We start from the raw sequence: 15,945 nt of genomic DNA on the forward strand, positions 1-15,945 counted from the left end.
GGGGACAGAACAACGATACGGCCGCGGCGCCCGTCAGGGGCACCGCGGCCGTACCGCGTGAGCGTGGGGTTACTTCTTCAGCGCGTCCATCGCACGCGCCGTGACCTCGTCCACCTTGCCGAGCGCCGAGATCGTCACGACCAGGTTCTGCGCCCGGTAGTAGTCGATGATCGGCTCGGTCTGCGTGTGGTAGACCTCCAGCCGGGTGCGGACGGTCTCCTCGGAGTCGTCCGCGCGCTGGTAGAGCTCGCCCCCACAGGTGTCGCAGACGCCCGCGGTCTTCGGGGCGTTGTACTCCACGTGGAAGACGTGCGAGGAGTCGTTGCGGCAGATGCGGCGACCCGCGATCCGCTTCACGACCTCGTCCTCGGGGACCTCGAGGTCCAGAACCGCGTCCAGCTGCATGTCGTCGGCCTTCAGGACGACATCCAGGGCCTCGGCCTGAGCCACGTTGCGCGGGAAACCGTCGAGCAGGAAGCCGTTCGCGGCGTCCGCCTGCTCCATGCGGTCCTTGGCCATCCCGATGGTCACCTCGTCCGGGACGAGCTCGCCCCGGTCCATGTAACCCTTCGCCTCCAGGCCCAGCGCCGTGCCCTGCGAGATGTTGGCACGGAACAGATCGCCGGTGGAGATGTGCGGGATGTCCAGGTTCTTGGCGAGGAACGCGGCCTGCGTTCCCTTGCCGGCCCCGGGCGGTCCGACGAGGACGATTCGCATCAGCGGAGGAACCCTTCGTAATTGCGCTGCTGGAGCTGGCTCTCGATCTGCTTCACGGTCTCCAGCCCGACACCCACGATGATGAGGATGCTCGTCCCACCGAAGGGGAAGTTGGCATTGGCACCGCCGAAGCCTGCCAACGCCATCGTCGGCACAAGAGCGATCAGACCCAAGTACAGCGAGCCCGGCCAAGTGATCCGGTTGAGCACGTAGCTCAGGTACTCGGCAGTAGGTCGACCAGCCCGGATACCCGGGATGAAGCCACCATACTTCTTCATGTTGTCCGCGACTTCCTCGGGGTTGAACGAGATCGCCACGTAGAAGAAGGCGAAGAACACGATCAGGAGGAAGTACGTCGCGATGTAGTAGGGGTGGTCACCCTTGACGAAGTGGGCTTCGATCCAGGTCTTCCAGCCCGCGGTGGAGCTGGAGAACTGCGCGACCAGCGCCGGGATGTAGAGCAGCGACGAGGCGAAGATGACAGGAATCACACCTGCCTGGTTCACCTTCAACGGGATGTAAGTGGACGTACCGCCGTACGACCTGCGGCCGATCATGCGCTTCGCGTACTGCACCGGGATGCGGCGCTGCGCCTGCTCGACGAAGACCACGAGGGCCACCATCACGAAGCCGATGAGGATGACGGTGCCGAACTCGATCCAGCCCTGGGCGAGCTTGCCGCTCTCCTTGATGGCCCAGAGGGCGCCCGGGAAGCCGGCGGCGATCGAGATGAACATGAGGATCGACATGCCGTTGCCGATGCCGCGGTCGGTGATGAGCTCACCGAGCCACATGACGATGGCGGTGCCCGCGGTCATGGTGATGACCATGGTGGCGATGGTGAAGATCGACGGGTCCGGGACGACCTGGTTCGCGACGTTGCAGCCGCTGAACAGGGCGCCGCTCTTGGCGGTGGCCACGAGGCCCGTGCCCTGGAGGATCGCCAGGGCGATCGTCAGGTAACGGGTGTACTGCGTGATCTTCGCCGTACCGCTCTGGCCCTCCTTCTTGAGGGCTTCCAGTCGCGGGATCACGACGGTGAGCAGCTGCAGGATGATGCTCGCCGTGATGTACGGCATGATGCCGAGCGCGAAGATGGTGATCTGCAGCAGTGCGCCGCCACTGAACATGTTCACCAGGCCGAACAGGCTGTTGTTGCCCTCGCTCGCCTGGTCCACGCACATCTGGACGGCCTCGTAGCTGACGCCGGGGACGGGGATGTGGGCCCCGAGGCGGTACAGCACGATGATCGCCAGCGTGAAGAGCAGCTTCTTGCGCAGGTCGGGCGTCTTGAACGCCCGGGCGAAGCCGGTGAGCACGGTGCCTCCTGCGACCCCCGCGCTATGCGTCAGAGGTGACGGTTTTGTGATTCGACAATGACTGGGTGGTTCGGTCCCGGCCCCGGCGGTCTATACCGCATGAGCATGGACGGTGCACGCCACCTTACCGGCGACCATGCCCCCCTAGGAACGACCAACCGGGGATGCCCCTTTTGGGAGGCATCCCCGGTCGGATGTTCAGGCCATCGAGTCGTCTCAGACGAGCTCGGTGACGGTGCCGCCGGCGGCGGCGATCTTCTCCTTGGCGGAGCCGGAGACGGCGTCGACCGTCACCTGCAGCGCCACGGAGACCTCGCCCTGGCCCAGGACCTTGACGAGCTGGTTCTTGCGAACGGCACCCTTGGCGACCAGGTCGGCCACCGTGACCTCGCCACCCTGCGGGTAGAGCGCGGCCAGCTTGTCCAGGTTCACGACCTGGTACTCGGTGCGGAACGGGTTCTTGAAGCCCTTGAGCTTCGGGAGACGCATGTGGAGGGGCATCTGCCCACCCTCGAAGCGCTCCGGAACCTGGTAGCGGGCCTTGGTGCCCTTGGTACCACGACCGGCCGTCTTACCCTTCGACGCCTCACCGCGACCCACACGGGTCTTCGCGGTCTTGGCGCCCGGGGCGGGACGGAGGTTGTGGATCTTGAGCGGGTTGTTCTCCGCCATGATCAGTCGACCTCCTCAACCGTCACGAGGTGGCGGACGGTGTGCACCATGCCGCGGAACTCGGGGCGGTCCTCCTTGACGACCACGTCGTTCAGGCGCTTGAGCCCGAGCGAACGCAGCGTGTCGCGGTGGTTCTGCTTGCTGCCGATGTACGACTTCGTCTGCGTGATCTTGAGGCGAGCCATTACGCACCCGCTCCCGCACGCGCACGAAGCAGAGCCGCGGGGGCGACGTCCTCGAGGGGCAGACCACGGCGAGCCGCGATCTCCTCGGGACGCTGCAGGCCCTTCAGGGCCTCCACGGTCGCGTGCACGATGTTGATCGCGTTGTCGGAGCCGAGCGACTTCGACAGGATGTCGTGGACGCCGGCGCACTCGAGAACCGCGCGCACCGGGCCACCGGCGATCACACCGGTACCGGGGGAAGCCGGCTTGAGCAGGACGACGCCCGCAGCCTTCTCGCCCTGGATCGGGTGGGGGATGGTGCCCTGGATGCGGGGGACCTTGAAGAAGTGCTTCTTGGCCTCCTCAACACCCTTGGCGATGGCGGCCGGCACCTCCTTGGCCTTGCCGTAACCGACACCCACGGTGCCGTCACCGTCACCCACCACGACGAGCGCGGTGAAGCTGAAGCGACGACCACCCTTGACAACCTTGGCGACGCGGTTGATCGCGACTACGCGCTCAACGTACGCGGTCTTCTCGGCGGCGGCAGCGCCACCGTCGCGGCCCTTCCGGTCCCGCCGCTCGCCGCCACCGGCACCGCTACCGCGGCGCTGGGGTCCAGCCATTGGAATACCTCTCTCTGTTACGTCCGTTAGTCCCGGAACCGGGGCTTAGAACTTCAGCCCGGCTTCGCGGGCGGCGTCAGCCAGAGCGGCAATGCGCCCGGCGTACCTGTTGCCACCACGGTCGAACACGACGGCCTCGACACCGGCGGCCTTGGCGCGCTCGGCGACCAGGGCGCCGACCTGCTGGGCCTGCGAGGACTTCGAGCCCTCGCCACCGCGGATCGAAGCGTCCAGGTGGGACGCCGACGCGACGGTGTGACCCTTGAGGTCGTCGATGACCTGCGCGGTGATACCGCGGTTCGAACGCGTCACGACGAGGCGCGGACGCTCCGCCGTACCCGACACGTTCTTACGGATGCGCAGGTGACGGCGCGCCTTCGCGGCGCGCTTGTAAGCGTCGCCCTTGGCGATCTTGACACCGTATGCCATGGCTTACTTACCAGCCTTTCCGACCTTGCGGCGGATGACCTCGCCCGCGTACTTGACGCCCTTGGCCTTGTACGGGTCGGGCTTCCGCAGCTTGCGGATGTTCGCGGCGACTTCGCCGACCTTCTGCTTGTCGATGCCCTCGACCGAGAACTTGGTCGGCGACTCGACCTTGAAGGAGATGCCCTCGGGGGCCTCCACCAGGATCGGGTGGCTGTAGCCGAGCTGGAACTCCAGGCCGGAGCCCTTCGCGGCCACGCGGTAACCGACACCGCTGATCTCGAGCGCCTTGACGTACCCCTGGGTCACACCGGTGATCATGTTGGCCACCAGCGTGCGGGACAGGCCGTGGAGGGCCTTGTTCTGACGCTCGTCGTTCGGACGGGTGACGTTCAGAACGCCGTCCTCGCCCTTAACGATCTCGATCGGCGCGGCGACGGTGTGGCTCAGGGTGCCCTTGGAACCCTTCACCGTGACCGTGCGGCCCTCGATGGTGACGTCCACGCCGGCGGGAACCGTGATGGGGAGCTTGCCGATTCGCGACATTGCTATTCCTCCGTTCCCGACTACCAGACGTAGGCGAGGACTTCCCCACCCACGCCCTTCTTCTGCGCCTGCTGGCCGGTCAGGAGACCGTGGGACGTGGAGATGATCGCCACGCCCAGGCCGCCGAGGACCTTCGGCAGGTTGGTGGACTTCGCGTAAACCCGGAGGCCCGGCTTCGAGATCCGCTTGATGCCCGCGATGGAGCGCTCACGGTTCGGACCGAACTTGAGGTCGATGACGAGGTTCTTACCGACCTCGGCGTCCTCGACCTTCCAGCCGGTGATGAAGCCCTCCTGCTGGAGGATTTCCGCGATGTGCGACTTGATCTTGCTGTGCGGCATCGTCACGGAGTCGTGGTACGCCGAGTTCGCGTTACGCAGACGCGTGAGCATGTCTGCGATCGGATCAGTCATGGTCATGAATTGGCCTTCGGCCTCTCTCGCCGGGGTTTCCTGGTGCACCATCCCTCTCCCCGATCCGAGACGGGGCGGGTGCGGTGCGGTGGACCTACGGCGTAGTAAGTCGTAAGGGCGGCGGACGCCCAACCCTTCAAGCCTACGGCATGTCGGGTCGGGCCTCCGCCAGCCCAATGCCTACCGAGAGACTCCGGTCATTCACCAACGCCCAGAGGGCGAAGGGGAATTACCAGGAGCTCTTGGTCACGCCCGGCAGCTCGCCACGGTGAGCCATCTCACGGAGGCACACGCGGCACAGGCCGAACTTGCGGTACACGGAGTGGGGGCGACCGCAGCGCTGGCAGCGGGTGTACGCGCGCACACCGAACTTGGGCTTGCGGGCAGCCTTCGCGATGAGAGCCTTCTTCGCCATCTCGCTTACGCCTCCTTGAACGGGAAGCCGAGGTGACGCAGAAGGGCACGGCCCTCGTCGTCGTTGGTCGCCGTGGTCACCACGGTGATGTCCATACCCCGGGTACGGTCGATCTTGTCCTGGTCGATCTCGTGGAACATGACCTGCTCCGTGAGACCGAAGGTGTAGTTGCCGCGGCCGTCGAACTGCTTCGGGGACAGGCCACGGAAGTCGCGGATGCGCGGCAGCGCGAGCGACAGGGTGCGGTCCAGGAACTCCCACATGCGGTCACCGCGGAGGGTGACGTGGGCACCGATCGGCTGGCCCTCGCGCAGCTTGAACTGCGCGATGGACTTGCGGGCCTTGGTGACGGCCGGCTTCTGACCGGTGATCGTGGTGAGGTCGCGGATCGCGCCCTCGATCAGCTTCGAGTCACGGGCGGCGTCGCCGACACCCATGTTGACCACGATCTTCACGAGGCCGGGGATCTGCATGACGTTCTCGTACTTGAACTCGTCACGCAGCTTGCCCGCGATCTCCTCGCGGTACTTCGTCTTGAGACGCGGAGTGGTGGTAGCCATCAGATGTCCTCACCCGTCCGCTTGGCAACGCGGATCTTGTTGCCCTCGTCGTCGAAGCGGAAACCGACACGCGTGACGACCTTCTTGCCGTCCTTCTCCACGACCAGCTGGACGTTGGAGACGTGGACCGGAGCCTCGGTGGTCACGATGCCGCCGGCCTGGTTCGGGCCGGCCTTCGTGTGCTTCTTGACCCGGTTGACACCCTCGACGAGGACGCGGGACTCGGCGGGGTAGGCCGCGATGACCTTGCCCTGCTTGCCCTTGTCCTTACCGGTGATGACCTGGACCAGGTCGCCCTTCTTGATCTTCATGCTTACAGCACCTCCGGCGCGAGCGAGATGATCTTCATGAACTTCTTCTCGCGCAGCTCACGGCCCACCGGGCCGAAGATACGGGTGCCGCGAGGGTCGCCGTCGTTCTTCAGAATGACGGCGGCGTTCTCGTCGAAGCGGATGTACGAGCCGTCCTGACGACGACGCTCCTTGACGGTGCGAACGATGACCGCCTTGACGACGTCACCCTTCTTCACGTTGCCACCGGGGATCGCGTCCTTGACGGTGGCGACGATGACGTCACCGATGCCCGCGTAGCGGCGACCCGAGCCACCGAGAACACGGATGCAAAGGATCTCCTTGGCACCAGTGTTGTCGGCGACGCGAAGTCGCGACTCCTGCTGGATCACGTCTATCTCCTGATTGTCTGCCGGTTCCCGGCGGGGGCCACTGGTCAGCGGCCCCCACCGAGCCTGGCGGAACTGTTCCTAGGGGGTCCCCCTAGGAGGGATTACTTGGCCTTCTCGAGGATCTCGACGACGCGCCAGTGCTTCGTCGACGACAGCTTCCGGGTCTCCATCAGGAGGACGCGGTCGCCGATGCCGGCAGCGTTCTGCTCGTCGTGAGCCTTGAGCTTGTTCGTACGGCGGATGACCTTGCCGTACAGCGCGTGCTTGACGCGGTCCTCGACGGCGACGACGACGGTCTTGTCCATCTTGTCGCTGACGACCAGGCCCTCGCGGACCTTGCGAGCGTTGCGCTCGGTCTTCTCAGTCACGTTGTTCTCGCTCATCAGGCGTTCTCCACCGTCTCAATGCCGAGCTCACGCTCTCGCATGAGGGTGTAGATCCGGGCGATGTCCTTACGGACCGCCCGAAGACGGCCGTGGTTCTCGAGCTGGCCCGTCGCCGCCTGGAAGCGGAGGTTGAACAGCTCTTCCTTGGCCTCGCGGAGCTTGGCCACAAGCTCCTCGTTGCCCAGCTCGCGCAGCTCGGACGCCTTGGTACCGGCCGACATCACAGCTCACCTGCCTCGCGCTTAACGATCTTGCACTTCATCGGCAGCTTGTGAGCCGCACGAGTCAGAGCCTCACGCGCGATCTTCTCGTTCGGGTAGGACAGCTCGAACATCACCCGACCGGGCTTGACGTTCGCGATCCACCACTCCGGCGAACCCTTACCGGAACCCATGCGGGTCTCGGCAGGCTTCTTCGTCAGCGGGCGGTCCGGGTAGATGTTGATCCAGACCTTGCCGCCACGCTTGATGTGGCGGGTCATCGCGATACGCGCGGCCTCGATCTGGCGGTTGGTCACGTAGGCCGGGGTGAGGGCCTGAATGCCGTACTCGCCGAACGCAACCTGCGTGCCACCCTTGGACATGCCATTGCGCTTCGGGTGGTGCTGCTTGCGGTGCTTGACCCTACGGGGGATCAGCATTTCGGTCAGGCCTCCGTTCCGGTGCTCTCAGCAGCCGGAGCGGCGGCGGCCTCGGCCTTGGGGGCCTCGGCAGCGGGAGCCGACTGCGGCTTGCGACCGCGACCGCCACGCTCGCCACCGCGGCCACCGCGGCCGGCCGGGCGGTCAGCACCGCCACGGGCCGGACGGTTGCCGGCGCGGGCGGCGGCGTTCTCGGCGCGGACCTCGGCGATGTTCTTGACGTCGCCCTTGTAGATCCAGACCTTCACGCCGATGCGGCCGAAGGTCGTCTTGGCCTCGAAGAAGCCGTACTCGACGTTCGCGCGGAGCGTGTGCAGCGGCACACGACCCTCGCGGTAGAACTCCGAGCGGGACATCTCGGCGCCGCCGAGACGGCCACCACACTGGATCTTGATGCCCTTGGCGCCGGCCTTCATGGCGGACTGCATGCTCTTGCGCATGGCCCGACGGAAGGAGACGCGGGAGGAGAGCTGCTCGGCGACGGCCTGGGCCACGAGCTGAGCGTCGACCTCGGGGTTCTTGACCTCGAGGATGTTCAGCTGGACCTGCTTGCCGGTCAGCTTTTCCAGCTGGCCGCGGATCTTGTCGGCCTCGGCGCCACGGCGACCGATGACAATGCCCGGACGAGCGGTGTGGATGTCCACGCGGACGCGGTCACGGGTGCGCTCGATCTCCACCTTCGAGATGCCGGCGCGCTCCATGCCGGACGTCAGCATCCGACGGATGGCGACGTCTTCCTTGACGTAGTCCTTGTACAGCTTGTCGGCGTACCAGCGGGACTTGAAGTCCGTGGTGATGCCGAGCCGGAACCCATGCGGGTTAACCTTCTGGCCCATTACCGGGTTCCTTCCTTGCTGCTGACGACCACGGTGATGTGGCTGGTCCGCTTGCGGATCCGGTAGGCACGGCCCTGGGCGCGCGGACGGAACCGCTTCAGGGTCGGACCCTCGTCGACGTACGCCTCGCTGATGAACAGCGAGTTGGCGTCCGTGTGGTCGTAGTTGTGCGCGGCGTTGGCGATGGCGCTGTCGAGCACCTTGCCGACCGGCACGGAGGCTGCCTGCGGAGCGAATCGCAGAACAGCCTGAGCCTCCGTGGCATCCATGCCACGGATCAGGTCCACCACGCGGCGGGCCTTCATGGGCGTGACGCGGATGTACCGCGCCTGGGCCCTGGCTTCCATGGTTGTCCCTTCAGTTACTTACGTGTCTGAATGCGATCCGCTACTAGCGGCGCTTCGACTTCCGGTCTTCCTTGACGTGACCCCGGAAGGTACGCGTCGGCGAGAACTCGCCGAGCTTGTGCCCGACCATCGACTCGGTGACGAACACCGGGACGTGGGTCTTGCCGTTGTGCACCGCGATCGTGTGCCCGAGCATCGCCGGGATGATCATGGAGCGACGGGACCAGGTCTTGATGACGTTCTTGGTACCGGCCTCGTTCTGAGCGTCCACCTTCTTGATGAGGTGGCCGTCGACGAAGGGTCCCTTCTTGAGACTGCGCGGCATCTAAACCCGCTCCTAGCGCTTCTTGTTCGTCTTGCGGCGGCGGACGATGTACTTGTTCGAAGCCTTCTTCGGCGAACGAGTACGACCCTCCTTCTGACCCCACGGAGAGACCGGGTGACGACCACCGGAGGTCTTGCCCTCACCACCACCGTGCGGGTGGTCAACCGGGTTCATCGCCACACCGCGAACGGTCGGGCGGACGCCCAGCCAGCGCTTGCGGCCGGCCTTGCCCCAGTTGATGTTCGACTGCTCGGCGTTGCCGACCTCGCCGATCGTGGCGCGGCAGCGGGCGTCGACAAGACGGATCTCGCCGGACGGCATGCGGAGGTGGGCCATGGTGCCCTCCTTCGCCAGCAGCTGCACGGAGGCACCCGCGGAGCGGGCGAACTTGGCGCCACCGCCGGGACGGAGCTCGATCGCGTGGATCGTGGTACCGACCGGGATGTTGCGGAGGGCCAGGTTGTTGCCGGGCTTGATGTCGGCCGTGGGGCCGTTCTCCACCCGGTCACCCTGCGCGAGGCCGCGCGGGGCGATGATGTAGCGCTTCTCGCCGTCCGCGTAGTGCAGCAGCGCGATGCGAGCGGTGCGGTTGGGGTCGTACTCGATGTGAGCGACCTTGGCCGGCACGCCGTCCTTGTCGTGACGACGGAAGTCGATCACGCGGTAGGCGCGCTTGTGGCCACCGCCCTGGTGACGGACGGTCACACGACCGGTGTTGTTACGGCCGCCCTTGCTGTGCAGGGGGCGGACCAGCGACTTCTCCGGCGTGGACCGCGTGATCTCGACGAAGTCGGCTACGGAGGAGCCACGACGGCCCGGCGTAGTCGGCTTGTACTTGCGGATACCCATTTCTCAGTCCTCGTCCGATATCGGACGACTCGACCGCCGTCAGGCGGTCGGGCCGCCGAAGATGTCGATTCGGTTGCCCTCAGCAAGGGTCACGATGGCGCGCTTGGTGTTGGCGCGCTTGCCGAAACCGGTGCGGGTGCGCTTGCGCTTGCCCTGGCGGTTGATCGTGTTGACCCCGGTGACCTTGACCGAGAAGACCGCCTCGACGGCCTGCTTGATCTGGGTCTTGTTGGAGCCGGGCGCGACGATGAACGTGTACTTGTTCTCGTCGAGCAGGGCGTAGCTCTTCTCGGAGACGACCGGCTTGACGAGGACGTCGCGCGGGTCCGTGAAGGTCTTGCTGGTGATCTCGGCCATCAGGCTTCGTTCCCCTCGTTGTCGTCGGCCTTGGGGCCAGACACGAAGGACTCGAAGGCGGCCTGGGTGAAGACCACGTCGTCGGATCGCATCACGTCGTACGTGTTCAGCTGGCCCGGCTCCAGGATGTGCACCTGGGGCAGGTTGCGGGCGGACAGCCACGCGGCCTCGTCGGCGCGCTCGGCGATCAGGAGCAGGTTCTTGCGCTCCGAGATCTTGCCGAACAGCGTCTTGGCGGCCTTGGTGGAGACGTCACCCTCGACCACGCCGGTGACGACGTGGATGCGGGAGTGGTTCGCCCGGTCGGAGAGGGCACCGCGGAGGGCGGCGGCCTTCATCTTCTTCGGGGTCCGCTGCGAGTAGTCACGCGGCACGGGACCGTGCACGACGCCACCACCGGCGAACTGCGGGGCGCGGGTCGAACCCTGACGGGCGCGGCCGGTGCCCTTCTGGCGGTAAGGCTTCTTGCCACCACCGCGGACCTCGCCACGCGTCTTGGTCTTGTGCGTGCCCTGACGGGCAGCGGCCAGCTGCGCGACGACGACCTGGTGGATCAGCGGGACGCTGACCTTGGCGTCGAAGATCTCGGCCGGGAGCTCGATGGTCCCCGCCTTGTCGCCCGCGGGCGACAGAATGTCAATGGTGCTCATATCCTCAGGCCCCCTTGGCCGCGGTGCGGACCAGGACGAGGCCGCCGTTCGGACCAGGAACCGCGCCCTTGATGAGCAGCAGGCCCTTCTCCGCGTCAACGGCGTGAACGGTCAGGTTCTGGGTGGTCACGCGCTCGTTGCCCATGCGGCCGGCCATGCGCATGCCCTTGAAGACGCGGCCCGGGGTGGCGCAGCCACCGATCGAACCGGGCTTGCGGTGCACGCGGTGGGCACCGTGGGAGGCCTTGCCACCACGGAAGTTGTGGCGCTTCATGACACCGGCGAAGCCCTTGCCCTTGCTCTTGCCGGTCACGTCGACCTTGATGCCCGCCTCGAAGACCTCGGCGGTGATCTCCTGGCCGAGGGTGTACTCGCTGGCGTCAGCGGTACGGATCTCGACGAGGTGACGGCGCGGGGTGACGTCGGCCTTGGCGAAGTGGCCCTTGAGGGGCTTGTTCACCTTGCGCGGGTCGATCTCGCCGAAGGCGATCTGGACCGACTCGTAACCGTCGACGTCGTTCGTACGCACCTGGGTCACGACATTGGGGCCGGCCTTGACGACGGTCACCGGGACGACCCGGTTGTTCTCGTCCCAGACCTGCGTCATGCCGAGCTTCTCGCCCAGGATGCCCTTGATGTTCTTAGCCATCTCGCGCGTCACCTCAGAGCTTGATCTCGATGTCGACGCCAGCCGGGAGGTCGAGACGCATCAGCGAGTCAACCGTCTTCGGCGTGGGGTCGAGGATGTCGATGAGGCGCTTGTGCGTGCGCATCTCGAAGTGCTCGCGCGAGTCCTTGTACTTGTGCGGCGACTTGATGACGCAGTACACGTTCTTCTCAGTGGGCAGCGGCACCGGGCCCGCGACCGACGCACCAGTGCGCGTCACCGTCTCGACGATCTTCTTCGCCGAGGAGTCGATGACCTCGTGGTCGTAGGCCTTGAGCCGGATGCGGATCTTCTGTCCCGCCATGGCTACTTCGTAGTCCTGTCTCTTTGTTAACGCCCTGGAACCCGGTCGGTTCGCGTCCTTCCTCCGACCCACGCGGTCGGGCGTGTCGCACTCCCTCTACGAAGATCTCCCGAAGGATTTCCCAACCAAGGGGGTGCGGGCCGAAGACCGCGGGACGGGGGTGAACACCCACCGGGCGCCTGGCTGGTACCCCGCTGACGCTTCCCGGAAGATTCCCGTACGTCCGCCCCTGATCAGGGACGACGAGTACTGTGGGACTCGCTTCCGGTCCTCCCGGCGGGAGGCGCGCAGCATCGGCACTCAACCGAGCAACCCCGCTAGTCTGCCATACGGCCAGGGCGGGCCGCCAATCGGGGTCGAAGACTGTACCCCACGTCACGTACGGGTACACGCAGGGGGCGCGCGGGGCCCGCGGCGCGCCGGCTTCACCCTCCGGGGTGGTCATATCCCGAAGGCATATTCCGACCCGGTTCGGCGGCCCTACGTTGCCGCCCATGGTCACTTCCTCCCACGAAGCGTCCCACCGGATCTTCCAGGACCGGCCGGAGCTCCTCTCCCCCGTCTTCCGGGTGCTCGGGCTGCGGCTGCCGCCGACGGCCGCGGTCGAGGTGCTGACGCCTTCGCCCCGGGTCGACAGCGTGCTGCGGATCAGCCCCTCCGAAGGGCCCGGCTTCCTGCTCGCGATCGAGGCACAGGGGCGCCGGGACCCGGAGAGGGCGTCGAGCTGGACGTACCACCTCGCCCACCTGAGAGCGAAGTACGACATCCCCGCCCTGCTGCTCGTCGTCTGCCAGGACCGCGCCACCGCTCGCTGGGCCGCCGGCCCCTTCGTGACCGGCGTCGACGGCTGGACCGCGCTGCGGACGCACCCGCTCGTCCTCGGGCCCGACAACGTGCCCGTCATCACCGACCCCGAGGAGGTCCGGCGGAGCCTCGCCCTGGCGGTCTTCTCCGCCATGGCGCACGCCCGCGATCCGGACTGCTCCTCGACCCTGGAGGGGCTGGCACAGGCGCTGGCGACGGCTGAGCCCGACTCGGTCGCGTACTGCTCGGAACTGCTGGAGATCGGGCTGGGAGACACCCCGGCCAGGAAGACCTGGAGGCACCTGATGCGGACCGTGGGCACCTTCTTCCCCGGACGGGGCACCCTCGTCGAGGAGACGTACCTGAAAGGCAAGGCCGAGGGCGAGGCCGAGGGCCGGGCGGAAGGTCTCGCCGAGGCCGTGCTCCGTGTCCTCCGGGCGCGCGGGATCGACGTCCCCGAGGCCGTCGCCGGGCGGGTCACCGCCGTGACCGATCCCGACGAGCTCGGCCGCCTCCTCGACCGCTCGGTCGCCGTCGCCTCCGCCGGGGAGCTGTTCGACGCCGCGTAGGCCGTACGGGCCTCAGCCCAGCCGCCGGGCCCGCTCCGTGAGGTGCCTGCGCTCCGGCGCGCTGGTGGTGCGGCGGGCGGCCTCGCGGTACGACTCCGCCGCCGCGGCCCGGTCGCCCGTCAGCTCGAGCAGGTGCGCGCGGGTGGCGAGGAGCCGGTGGTGGCGGGCGAGGCGCTTGTCGGCGGCGAGGGCGTCGAGGAGGGCGAGCCCGGCCTCGGGTCCTCGGACCATGGCGACCGCGACCGCCCGGTTCAAGGTGACCATGGGGTTCGGCGCCGCCTGCTCCAGGAGGTCGTACAGGGCGAGGATCTGCGGCCAGTCGGTGGCGTCCGCGGACTCCGCCTCGTCGTGGACGGCCGCGATCGCCGCCTGGAGCTGGTACGGGCCCACCCGGCCGCGCGGGAGGGCGCGGCTGATCAGGGCGACGCCCTCCGCGACCAGGGCCGCGTCCCAGCGGCTGCGGTCCTGGTCCGCCAGCGGGACGAGCTCGCCGTGCGGGCCCGTGCGGGCGGGGCGGCGGGCGTCCGTGAGCAGCATCAGGGCCAGCAGGCCGGCGGTCTCGGCGTCGTCGGGGACGAGCCGGTGCAGCAGGCGGGCGAGCCGGATGGCCTCCGTGGAGAGTTCGGGCGCGGTCAGCTCCTCGCCGCCGCTGGCCGTGTACCCCTCGTTGAAGACGAGGTACAGCACGTGCCGGACCTCGGCGAGCCGGGCCGTGCGGTCCTCGCCCCCGGGCAGCGCGAGCACGTCGCCCGCGGCGCGGACGGTCTGCTTGGCGCGGCTGATGCGCTGCGCCATCGTCGCCTCCGGCACCAGGAACGCGGCGGCGATCTGCGCGGTGGTGAGGCCGCCGACCGCCCGCAGGGTGAGCGCGATCCGGCTGGACGGCGACAGGTCCCGGTGGCAGCAGAGGAAGAGCAGCGCGAGCGAGTCGTCCGCGGCCCCCTCCGCCGCCTCGTCGGCGGCGGGCGCGAGCAGCGCCGCCGCCGGGGTGGCCAGGGCCACGGTGTCCTCGCGCCGCCGGCGGGCGGCCTCGCTGCGCACCTGGTCCACGTACTTCCGGTGGGCGACGGTCAGCAGCCAGGGCCCCGGCCGCTCGGGCACCCCCTGCTCCGGCCACTGCCGCGCCGCGGCGATCAGGGCCTCCTGCACGGCGTCCTCGCACCCGTAGAAGTCCCCGTGCCGCCGCACGAGCGCGCCGAGGACCCGCGGCGCGCACGCCCGCAGGACGTCCTCGACGCGGGCCCCGCCCCCGCCCGCCGGCACACCGGCCTCCGTCGGCACACCGGCCTCCGCCGGATCCGTGCCGGTCGGCCCGTCGCCGGCCGGGAGGCGGGGCGGGCGGTCGTCGGGGGACGGGGTGGTGGGGCGGGTGCTCACACGTCCGCCGTGGACTCGTGGAGGACGGGCCAGAGTTCGACCGGGTCGGTGTCCGCGAAGGGCATGTCGGCGGCGATCTGCTGGGCGCGCTCCAGGGAGTCGCAGTCGAGGAGGTAGAAGCTGGCCAGGTACTCCTTGGTCTCCAGGTAGGGGCCGTCGGTGACGGCGGGGACGCCGGACTCGCGGCGGACCAGCTGGGCGGCGGCCGCGTCGGCGAGGCCGTAGGCGCCGAGGAGTTCGCCGGTCTCGCGGTACCGGCGGTTGAAGGCCTCCTGGCGGGCGATCGCCTCCGGCCAGGCCTCGGCCGGGAACGCGTCCCACTTGGCCTGGTTGCCGTAGATCATCGCGACGTACTTCATCCCGGGTGTCCTCCCCGTCCCCGCGCGCCCCTGCGGCGCGCTGTCACCCTACGGTCGGAGCCGCCGGGACGGTCTCGACATCGCCGGGAAAGATCTTCGGAAGAAGATCCCTCCCGGCGCGCGCGTCAGATCACGCCCTGCGCGAGCATCGCGTCCGCGACCCGCTCGAAGCCCGCGATGTTGGCGCCCGTGACGTAGTCGCCGGGGGCGCCGTAGCGTTCGGCGGTCTCGACGCAGGTGCGGTGGATGTCCTCCATGACTCCCGCCAGCTCCTCCTCGACGCGGGCCGCCGACCAGGACGTACGGGAGTGGTTCTGCGCCATCTCCAGGGCGCTGACCGCGACCCCGCCCGCGTTGGCCGCCTTGCCGGGGCCGAAGGCGACGCCGGCCCGCTGGAGGAGGTGGACGGCCTCGGCGGTGGTCGGCATGTTGGCGCCCTCGGCGACGGCCTTGACGCCGTTGCGGATCAGGGCCGCCGCGTCGTTCTCGTCGAGCTCGTTCTGGGTGGCGGAGGGGAGGGCGACGTCCGCGGGGACCTCCCAGACGCGGCCGCCCGGCACGAAGCGGGCGGAGGCTCCGCGCCGCTCGGCGTAGTCGGCGACCCGGCCGCGCTCGGCCTCCTTGATCTGCTTCAGCAGGGCCAGGTCGATGCCCTTGTCGTCGTAGACGTAGCCGCTGGAGTCGGAGCAGGTCACCGGGTTCGCGCCGAGCGCGAGGAGCTTCTCGATCGTGTACAGGGCGACGTTGCCGGAGCCGGAGACGACCGCGGTCCGGCCCTCCAGGTCCTCGCCGCGCTCGCGCAGCATCGCCGCGGCGAAGAGCACGCTGCCGTAACCGGTGGCCTCCGGCCGGATCGCGGAGCCGCCCCAGCCGGTGCCCTTGCCGGTGAGGACGCCGGCCTCCCAGCGGTTGGTGATGCGCCGGTACTGGCCGAA

27 protein-coding genes are annotated in these 15,945 nt (G+C 68.1%); 1 reads left to right on the forward strand and 26 read right to left on the reverse strand.

Annotation, left to right across the window (positions count from 1 at the left end; translation table 11 throughout):
* Positions 1 to 69: 69 nt before the first annotated feature.
* The 23 genes from IE245_RS16885 to rpsJ all read right to left on the reverse strand — a co-directional run bounded on the left by IE245_RS16885 (position 70) and on the right by rpsJ (position 11,901).
* Positions 70 to 717 carry an adenylate kinase gene (locus tag IE245_RS16885; protein WP_189948231.1) on the reverse strand — a complete coding sequence of 216 codons (648 nt, stop codon included), beginning with the start codon at positions 715 to 717 and terminating at the stop codon, positions 70 to 72.
* Positions 717 to 2,036, reverse strand: coding sequence for a preprotein translocase subunit SecY (gene secY / locus IE245_RS16890; protein WP_189948234.1), 1,320 nt, complete (start codon positions 2,034 to 2,036; stop codon positions 717 to 719). The genes IE245_RS16885 and secY overlap by 1 nt, the downstream gene beginning before the upstream one ends.
* Before the next feature lie 216 nt (positions 2,037 to 2,252).
* Complete coding sequence (gene rplO, locus IE245_RS16895) at positions 2,253 to 2,708, reverse strand: 50S ribosomal protein L15 (protein WP_169088488.1); 456 nt, start codon at positions 2,706 to 2,708, stop codon at positions 2,253 to 2,255.
* A gap of 2 nt (positions 2,709 to 2,710) precedes the next feature.
* Entirely contained in the window at positions 2,711 to 2,893 is a 183-nt protein-coding gene (gene rpmD, locus IE245_RS16900) for a 50S ribosomal protein L30 (RefSeq protein WP_005313525.1), read from the reverse strand.
* Positions 2,893 to 3,498 (reverse strand): 30S ribosomal protein S5, encoded by a 606-nt coding sequence (rpsE, locus tag IE245_RS16905; RefSeq protein ID WP_030201551.1) that lies wholly within the window; start codon positions 3,496 to 3,498, stop codon positions 2,893 to 2,895. The genes rpmD and rpsE overlap by 1 nt, the downstream gene beginning before the upstream one ends.
* Positions 3,499 to 3,543: 45 nt before the next feature.
* On the reverse strand, positions 3,544 to 3,927 hold the full coding sequence (gene rplR, locus IE245_RS16910) for a 50S ribosomal protein L18 (RefSeq protein ID WP_030759358.1): 384 nt from the start codon (positions 3,925 to 3,927) through the stop codon (positions 3,544 to 3,546).
* Between the two features lie 3 nt (positions 3,928 to 3,930).
* Entirely contained in the window at positions 3,931 to 4,470 is a 540-nt protein-coding gene (gene rplF / locus IE245_RS16915) for a 50S ribosomal protein L6 (RefSeq protein WP_189948236.1), read from the reverse strand.
* A gap of 20 nt (positions 4,471 to 4,490) precedes the next feature.
* A complete protein-coding gene (rpsH, locus tag IE245_RS16920; protein ID WP_030494261.1) occupies positions 4,491 to 4,889 on the reverse strand; it encodes a 30S ribosomal protein S8 in 399 nt (132 codons plus the stop codon).
* Between the two features lie 223 nt (positions 4,890 to 5,112).
* Positions 5,113 to 5,298 carry a type Z 30S ribosomal protein S14 gene (locus IE245_RS16925; RefSeq protein ID WP_003956452.1) on the reverse strand — a complete coding sequence of 62 codons (186 nt, stop codon included), beginning with the start codon at positions 5,296 to 5,298 and terminating at the stop codon, positions 5,113 to 5,115.
* Between the two features lie 5 nt (positions 5,299 to 5,303).
* Positions 5,304 to 5,861, reverse strand: a complete 558-nt coding sequence (rplE, locus tag IE245_RS16930) for a 50S ribosomal protein L5 (RefSeq protein WP_106979021.1) — start codon at positions 5,859 to 5,861, stop codon at positions 5,304 to 5,306.
* Positions 5,858 to 6,169, reverse strand: a complete 312-nt coding sequence (gene rplX, locus IE245_RS16935) for a 50S ribosomal protein L24 (RefSeq protein WP_030759367.1) — start codon at positions 6,167 to 6,169, stop codon at positions 5,858 to 5,860. The genes rplE and rplX overlap by 4 nt, the downstream gene beginning before the upstream one ends.
* 2 nt (positions 6,170 to 6,171) lie before the next feature.
* On the reverse strand, positions 6,172 to 6,540 hold the full coding sequence (gene rplN, locus IE245_RS16940; protein ID WP_003956455.1) for a 50S ribosomal protein L14: 369 nt from the start codon (positions 6,538 to 6,540) through the stop codon (positions 6,172 to 6,174).
* Between the two features lie 101 nt (positions 6,541 to 6,641).
* Positions 6,642 to 6,923: a 30S ribosomal protein S17 gene (gene rpsQ, locus IE245_RS16945; RefSeq protein WP_169088480.1), complete on the reverse strand. Its 282-nt coding sequence runs from the start codon at positions 6,921 to 6,923 to the stop codon at positions 6,642 to 6,644.
* The gene (rpmC, locus tag IE245_RS16950; RefSeq protein ID WP_030494258.1) at positions 6,923 to 7,147 is read right to left on the reverse strand and encodes a 50S ribosomal protein L29; all 225 of its coding nucleotides are present in this window, start codon (positions 7,145 to 7,147) and stop codon (positions 6,923 to 6,925) included. The genes rpsQ and rpmC overlap by 1 nt, the downstream gene beginning before the upstream one ends.
* A complete protein-coding gene (gene rplP, locus IE245_RS16955; RefSeq protein WP_030494257.1) occupies positions 7,147 to 7,566 on the reverse strand; it encodes a 50S ribosomal protein L16 in 420 nt (139 codons plus the stop codon). The genes rpmC and rplP overlap by 1 nt, the downstream gene beginning before the upstream one ends.
* Before the next feature lie 5 nt (positions 7,567 to 7,571).
* Positions 7,572 to 8,402, reverse strand: a complete 831-nt coding sequence (gene rpsC, locus IE245_RS16960) for a 30S ribosomal protein S3 (protein ID WP_030494256.1) — start codon at positions 8,400 to 8,402, stop codon at positions 7,572 to 7,574.
* A complete protein-coding gene (gene rplV, locus IE245_RS16965) occupies positions 8,402 to 8,749 on the reverse strand; it encodes a 50S ribosomal protein L22 (RefSeq protein ID WP_055517281.1) in 348 nt (115 codons plus the stop codon). The genes rpsC and rplV overlap by 1 nt, the downstream gene beginning before the upstream one ends.
* A 43-nt stretch (positions 8,750 to 8,792) precedes the next feature.
* Positions 8,793 to 9,074: a 30S ribosomal protein S19 gene (gene rpsS, locus IE245_RS16970; RefSeq protein WP_030759378.1), complete on the reverse strand. Its 282-nt coding sequence runs from the start codon at positions 9,072 to 9,074 to the stop codon at positions 8,793 to 8,795.
* Positions 9,075 to 9,086: 12 nt separating this feature from the next.
* Positions 9,087 to 9,923 carry a 50S ribosomal protein L2 gene (rplB, locus tag IE245_RS16975; protein WP_132912402.1) on the reverse strand — a complete coding sequence of 279 codons (837 nt, stop codon included), beginning with the start codon at positions 9,921 to 9,923 and terminating at the stop codon, positions 9,087 to 9,089.
* 39 nt (positions 9,924 to 9,962) lie between these two features.
* Positions 9,963 to 10,280 carry a 50S ribosomal protein L23 gene (rplW, locus tag IE245_RS16980; protein ID WP_030759382.1) on the reverse strand — a complete coding sequence of 106 codons (318 nt, stop codon included), beginning with the start codon at positions 10,278 to 10,280 and terminating at the stop codon, positions 9,963 to 9,965.
* A complete protein-coding gene (gene rplD, locus IE245_RS16985; RefSeq protein ID WP_189948238.1) occupies positions 10,280 to 10,930 on the reverse strand; it encodes a 50S ribosomal protein L4 in 651 nt (216 codons plus the stop codon). Before rplD ends, rplW begins: the two co-directional genes overlap by 1 nt.
* Before the next feature lie 4 nt (positions 10,931 to 10,934).
* Positions 10,935 to 11,579, reverse strand: coding sequence for a 50S ribosomal protein L3 (gene rplC, locus IE245_RS16990; protein ID WP_189948240.1), 645 nt, complete (start codon positions 11,577 to 11,579; stop codon positions 10,935 to 10,937).
* 13 nt (positions 11,580 to 11,592) lie between these two features.
* Complete coding sequence (rpsJ, locus tag IE245_RS16995) at positions 11,593 to 11,901, reverse strand: 30S ribosomal protein S10 (RefSeq protein ID WP_003948644.1); 309 nt, start codon at positions 11,899 to 11,901, stop codon at positions 11,593 to 11,595.
* 494 nt (positions 11,902 to 12,395) lie between these two features.
* Between rpsJ and IE245_RS17000 the strand changes: the two genes are divergently transcribed.
* Complete coding sequence (locus IE245_RS17000; protein WP_189948242.1) at positions 12,396 to 13,274, forward strand: hypothetical protein; 879 nt, start codon at positions 12,396 to 12,398, stop codon at positions 13,272 to 13,274.
* 12 nt (positions 13,275 to 13,286) lie between these two features.
* Here IE245_RS17000 and IE245_RS17005 read toward each other — a convergent pair whose 3' ends face one another.
* From IE245_RS17005 to IE245_RS17015, 3 genes are all read right to left on the reverse strand, one after another.
* Positions 13,287 to 14,537 (reverse strand): RNA polymerase sigma factor, encoded by a 1,251-nt coding sequence (locus IE245_RS17005; RefSeq protein ID WP_189948281.1) that lies wholly within the window; start codon positions 14,535 to 14,537, stop codon positions 13,287 to 13,289.
* A 110-nt stretch (positions 14,538 to 14,647) separates the two neighbouring features.
* Entirely contained in the window at positions 14,648 to 15,010 is a 363-nt protein-coding gene (locus IE245_RS17010) for a YciI family protein (protein ID WP_189948244.1), read from the reverse strand.
* A gap of 125 nt (positions 15,011 to 15,135) precedes the next feature.
* A partial coding sequence (locus IE245_RS17015) for a dehydrogenase family protein (RefSeq protein ID WP_506005180.1) occupies positions 15,136 to 15,945 on the reverse strand: 810 nt, incomplete at its 5' end.

Source organism: Streptomyces roseolus (genome assembly GCF_014649855.1).
GTDB classification, from domain to species: Bacteria; Actinomycetota; Actinomycetes; order Streptomycetales; family Streptomycetaceae; genus Streptomyces; species Streptomyces roseolus.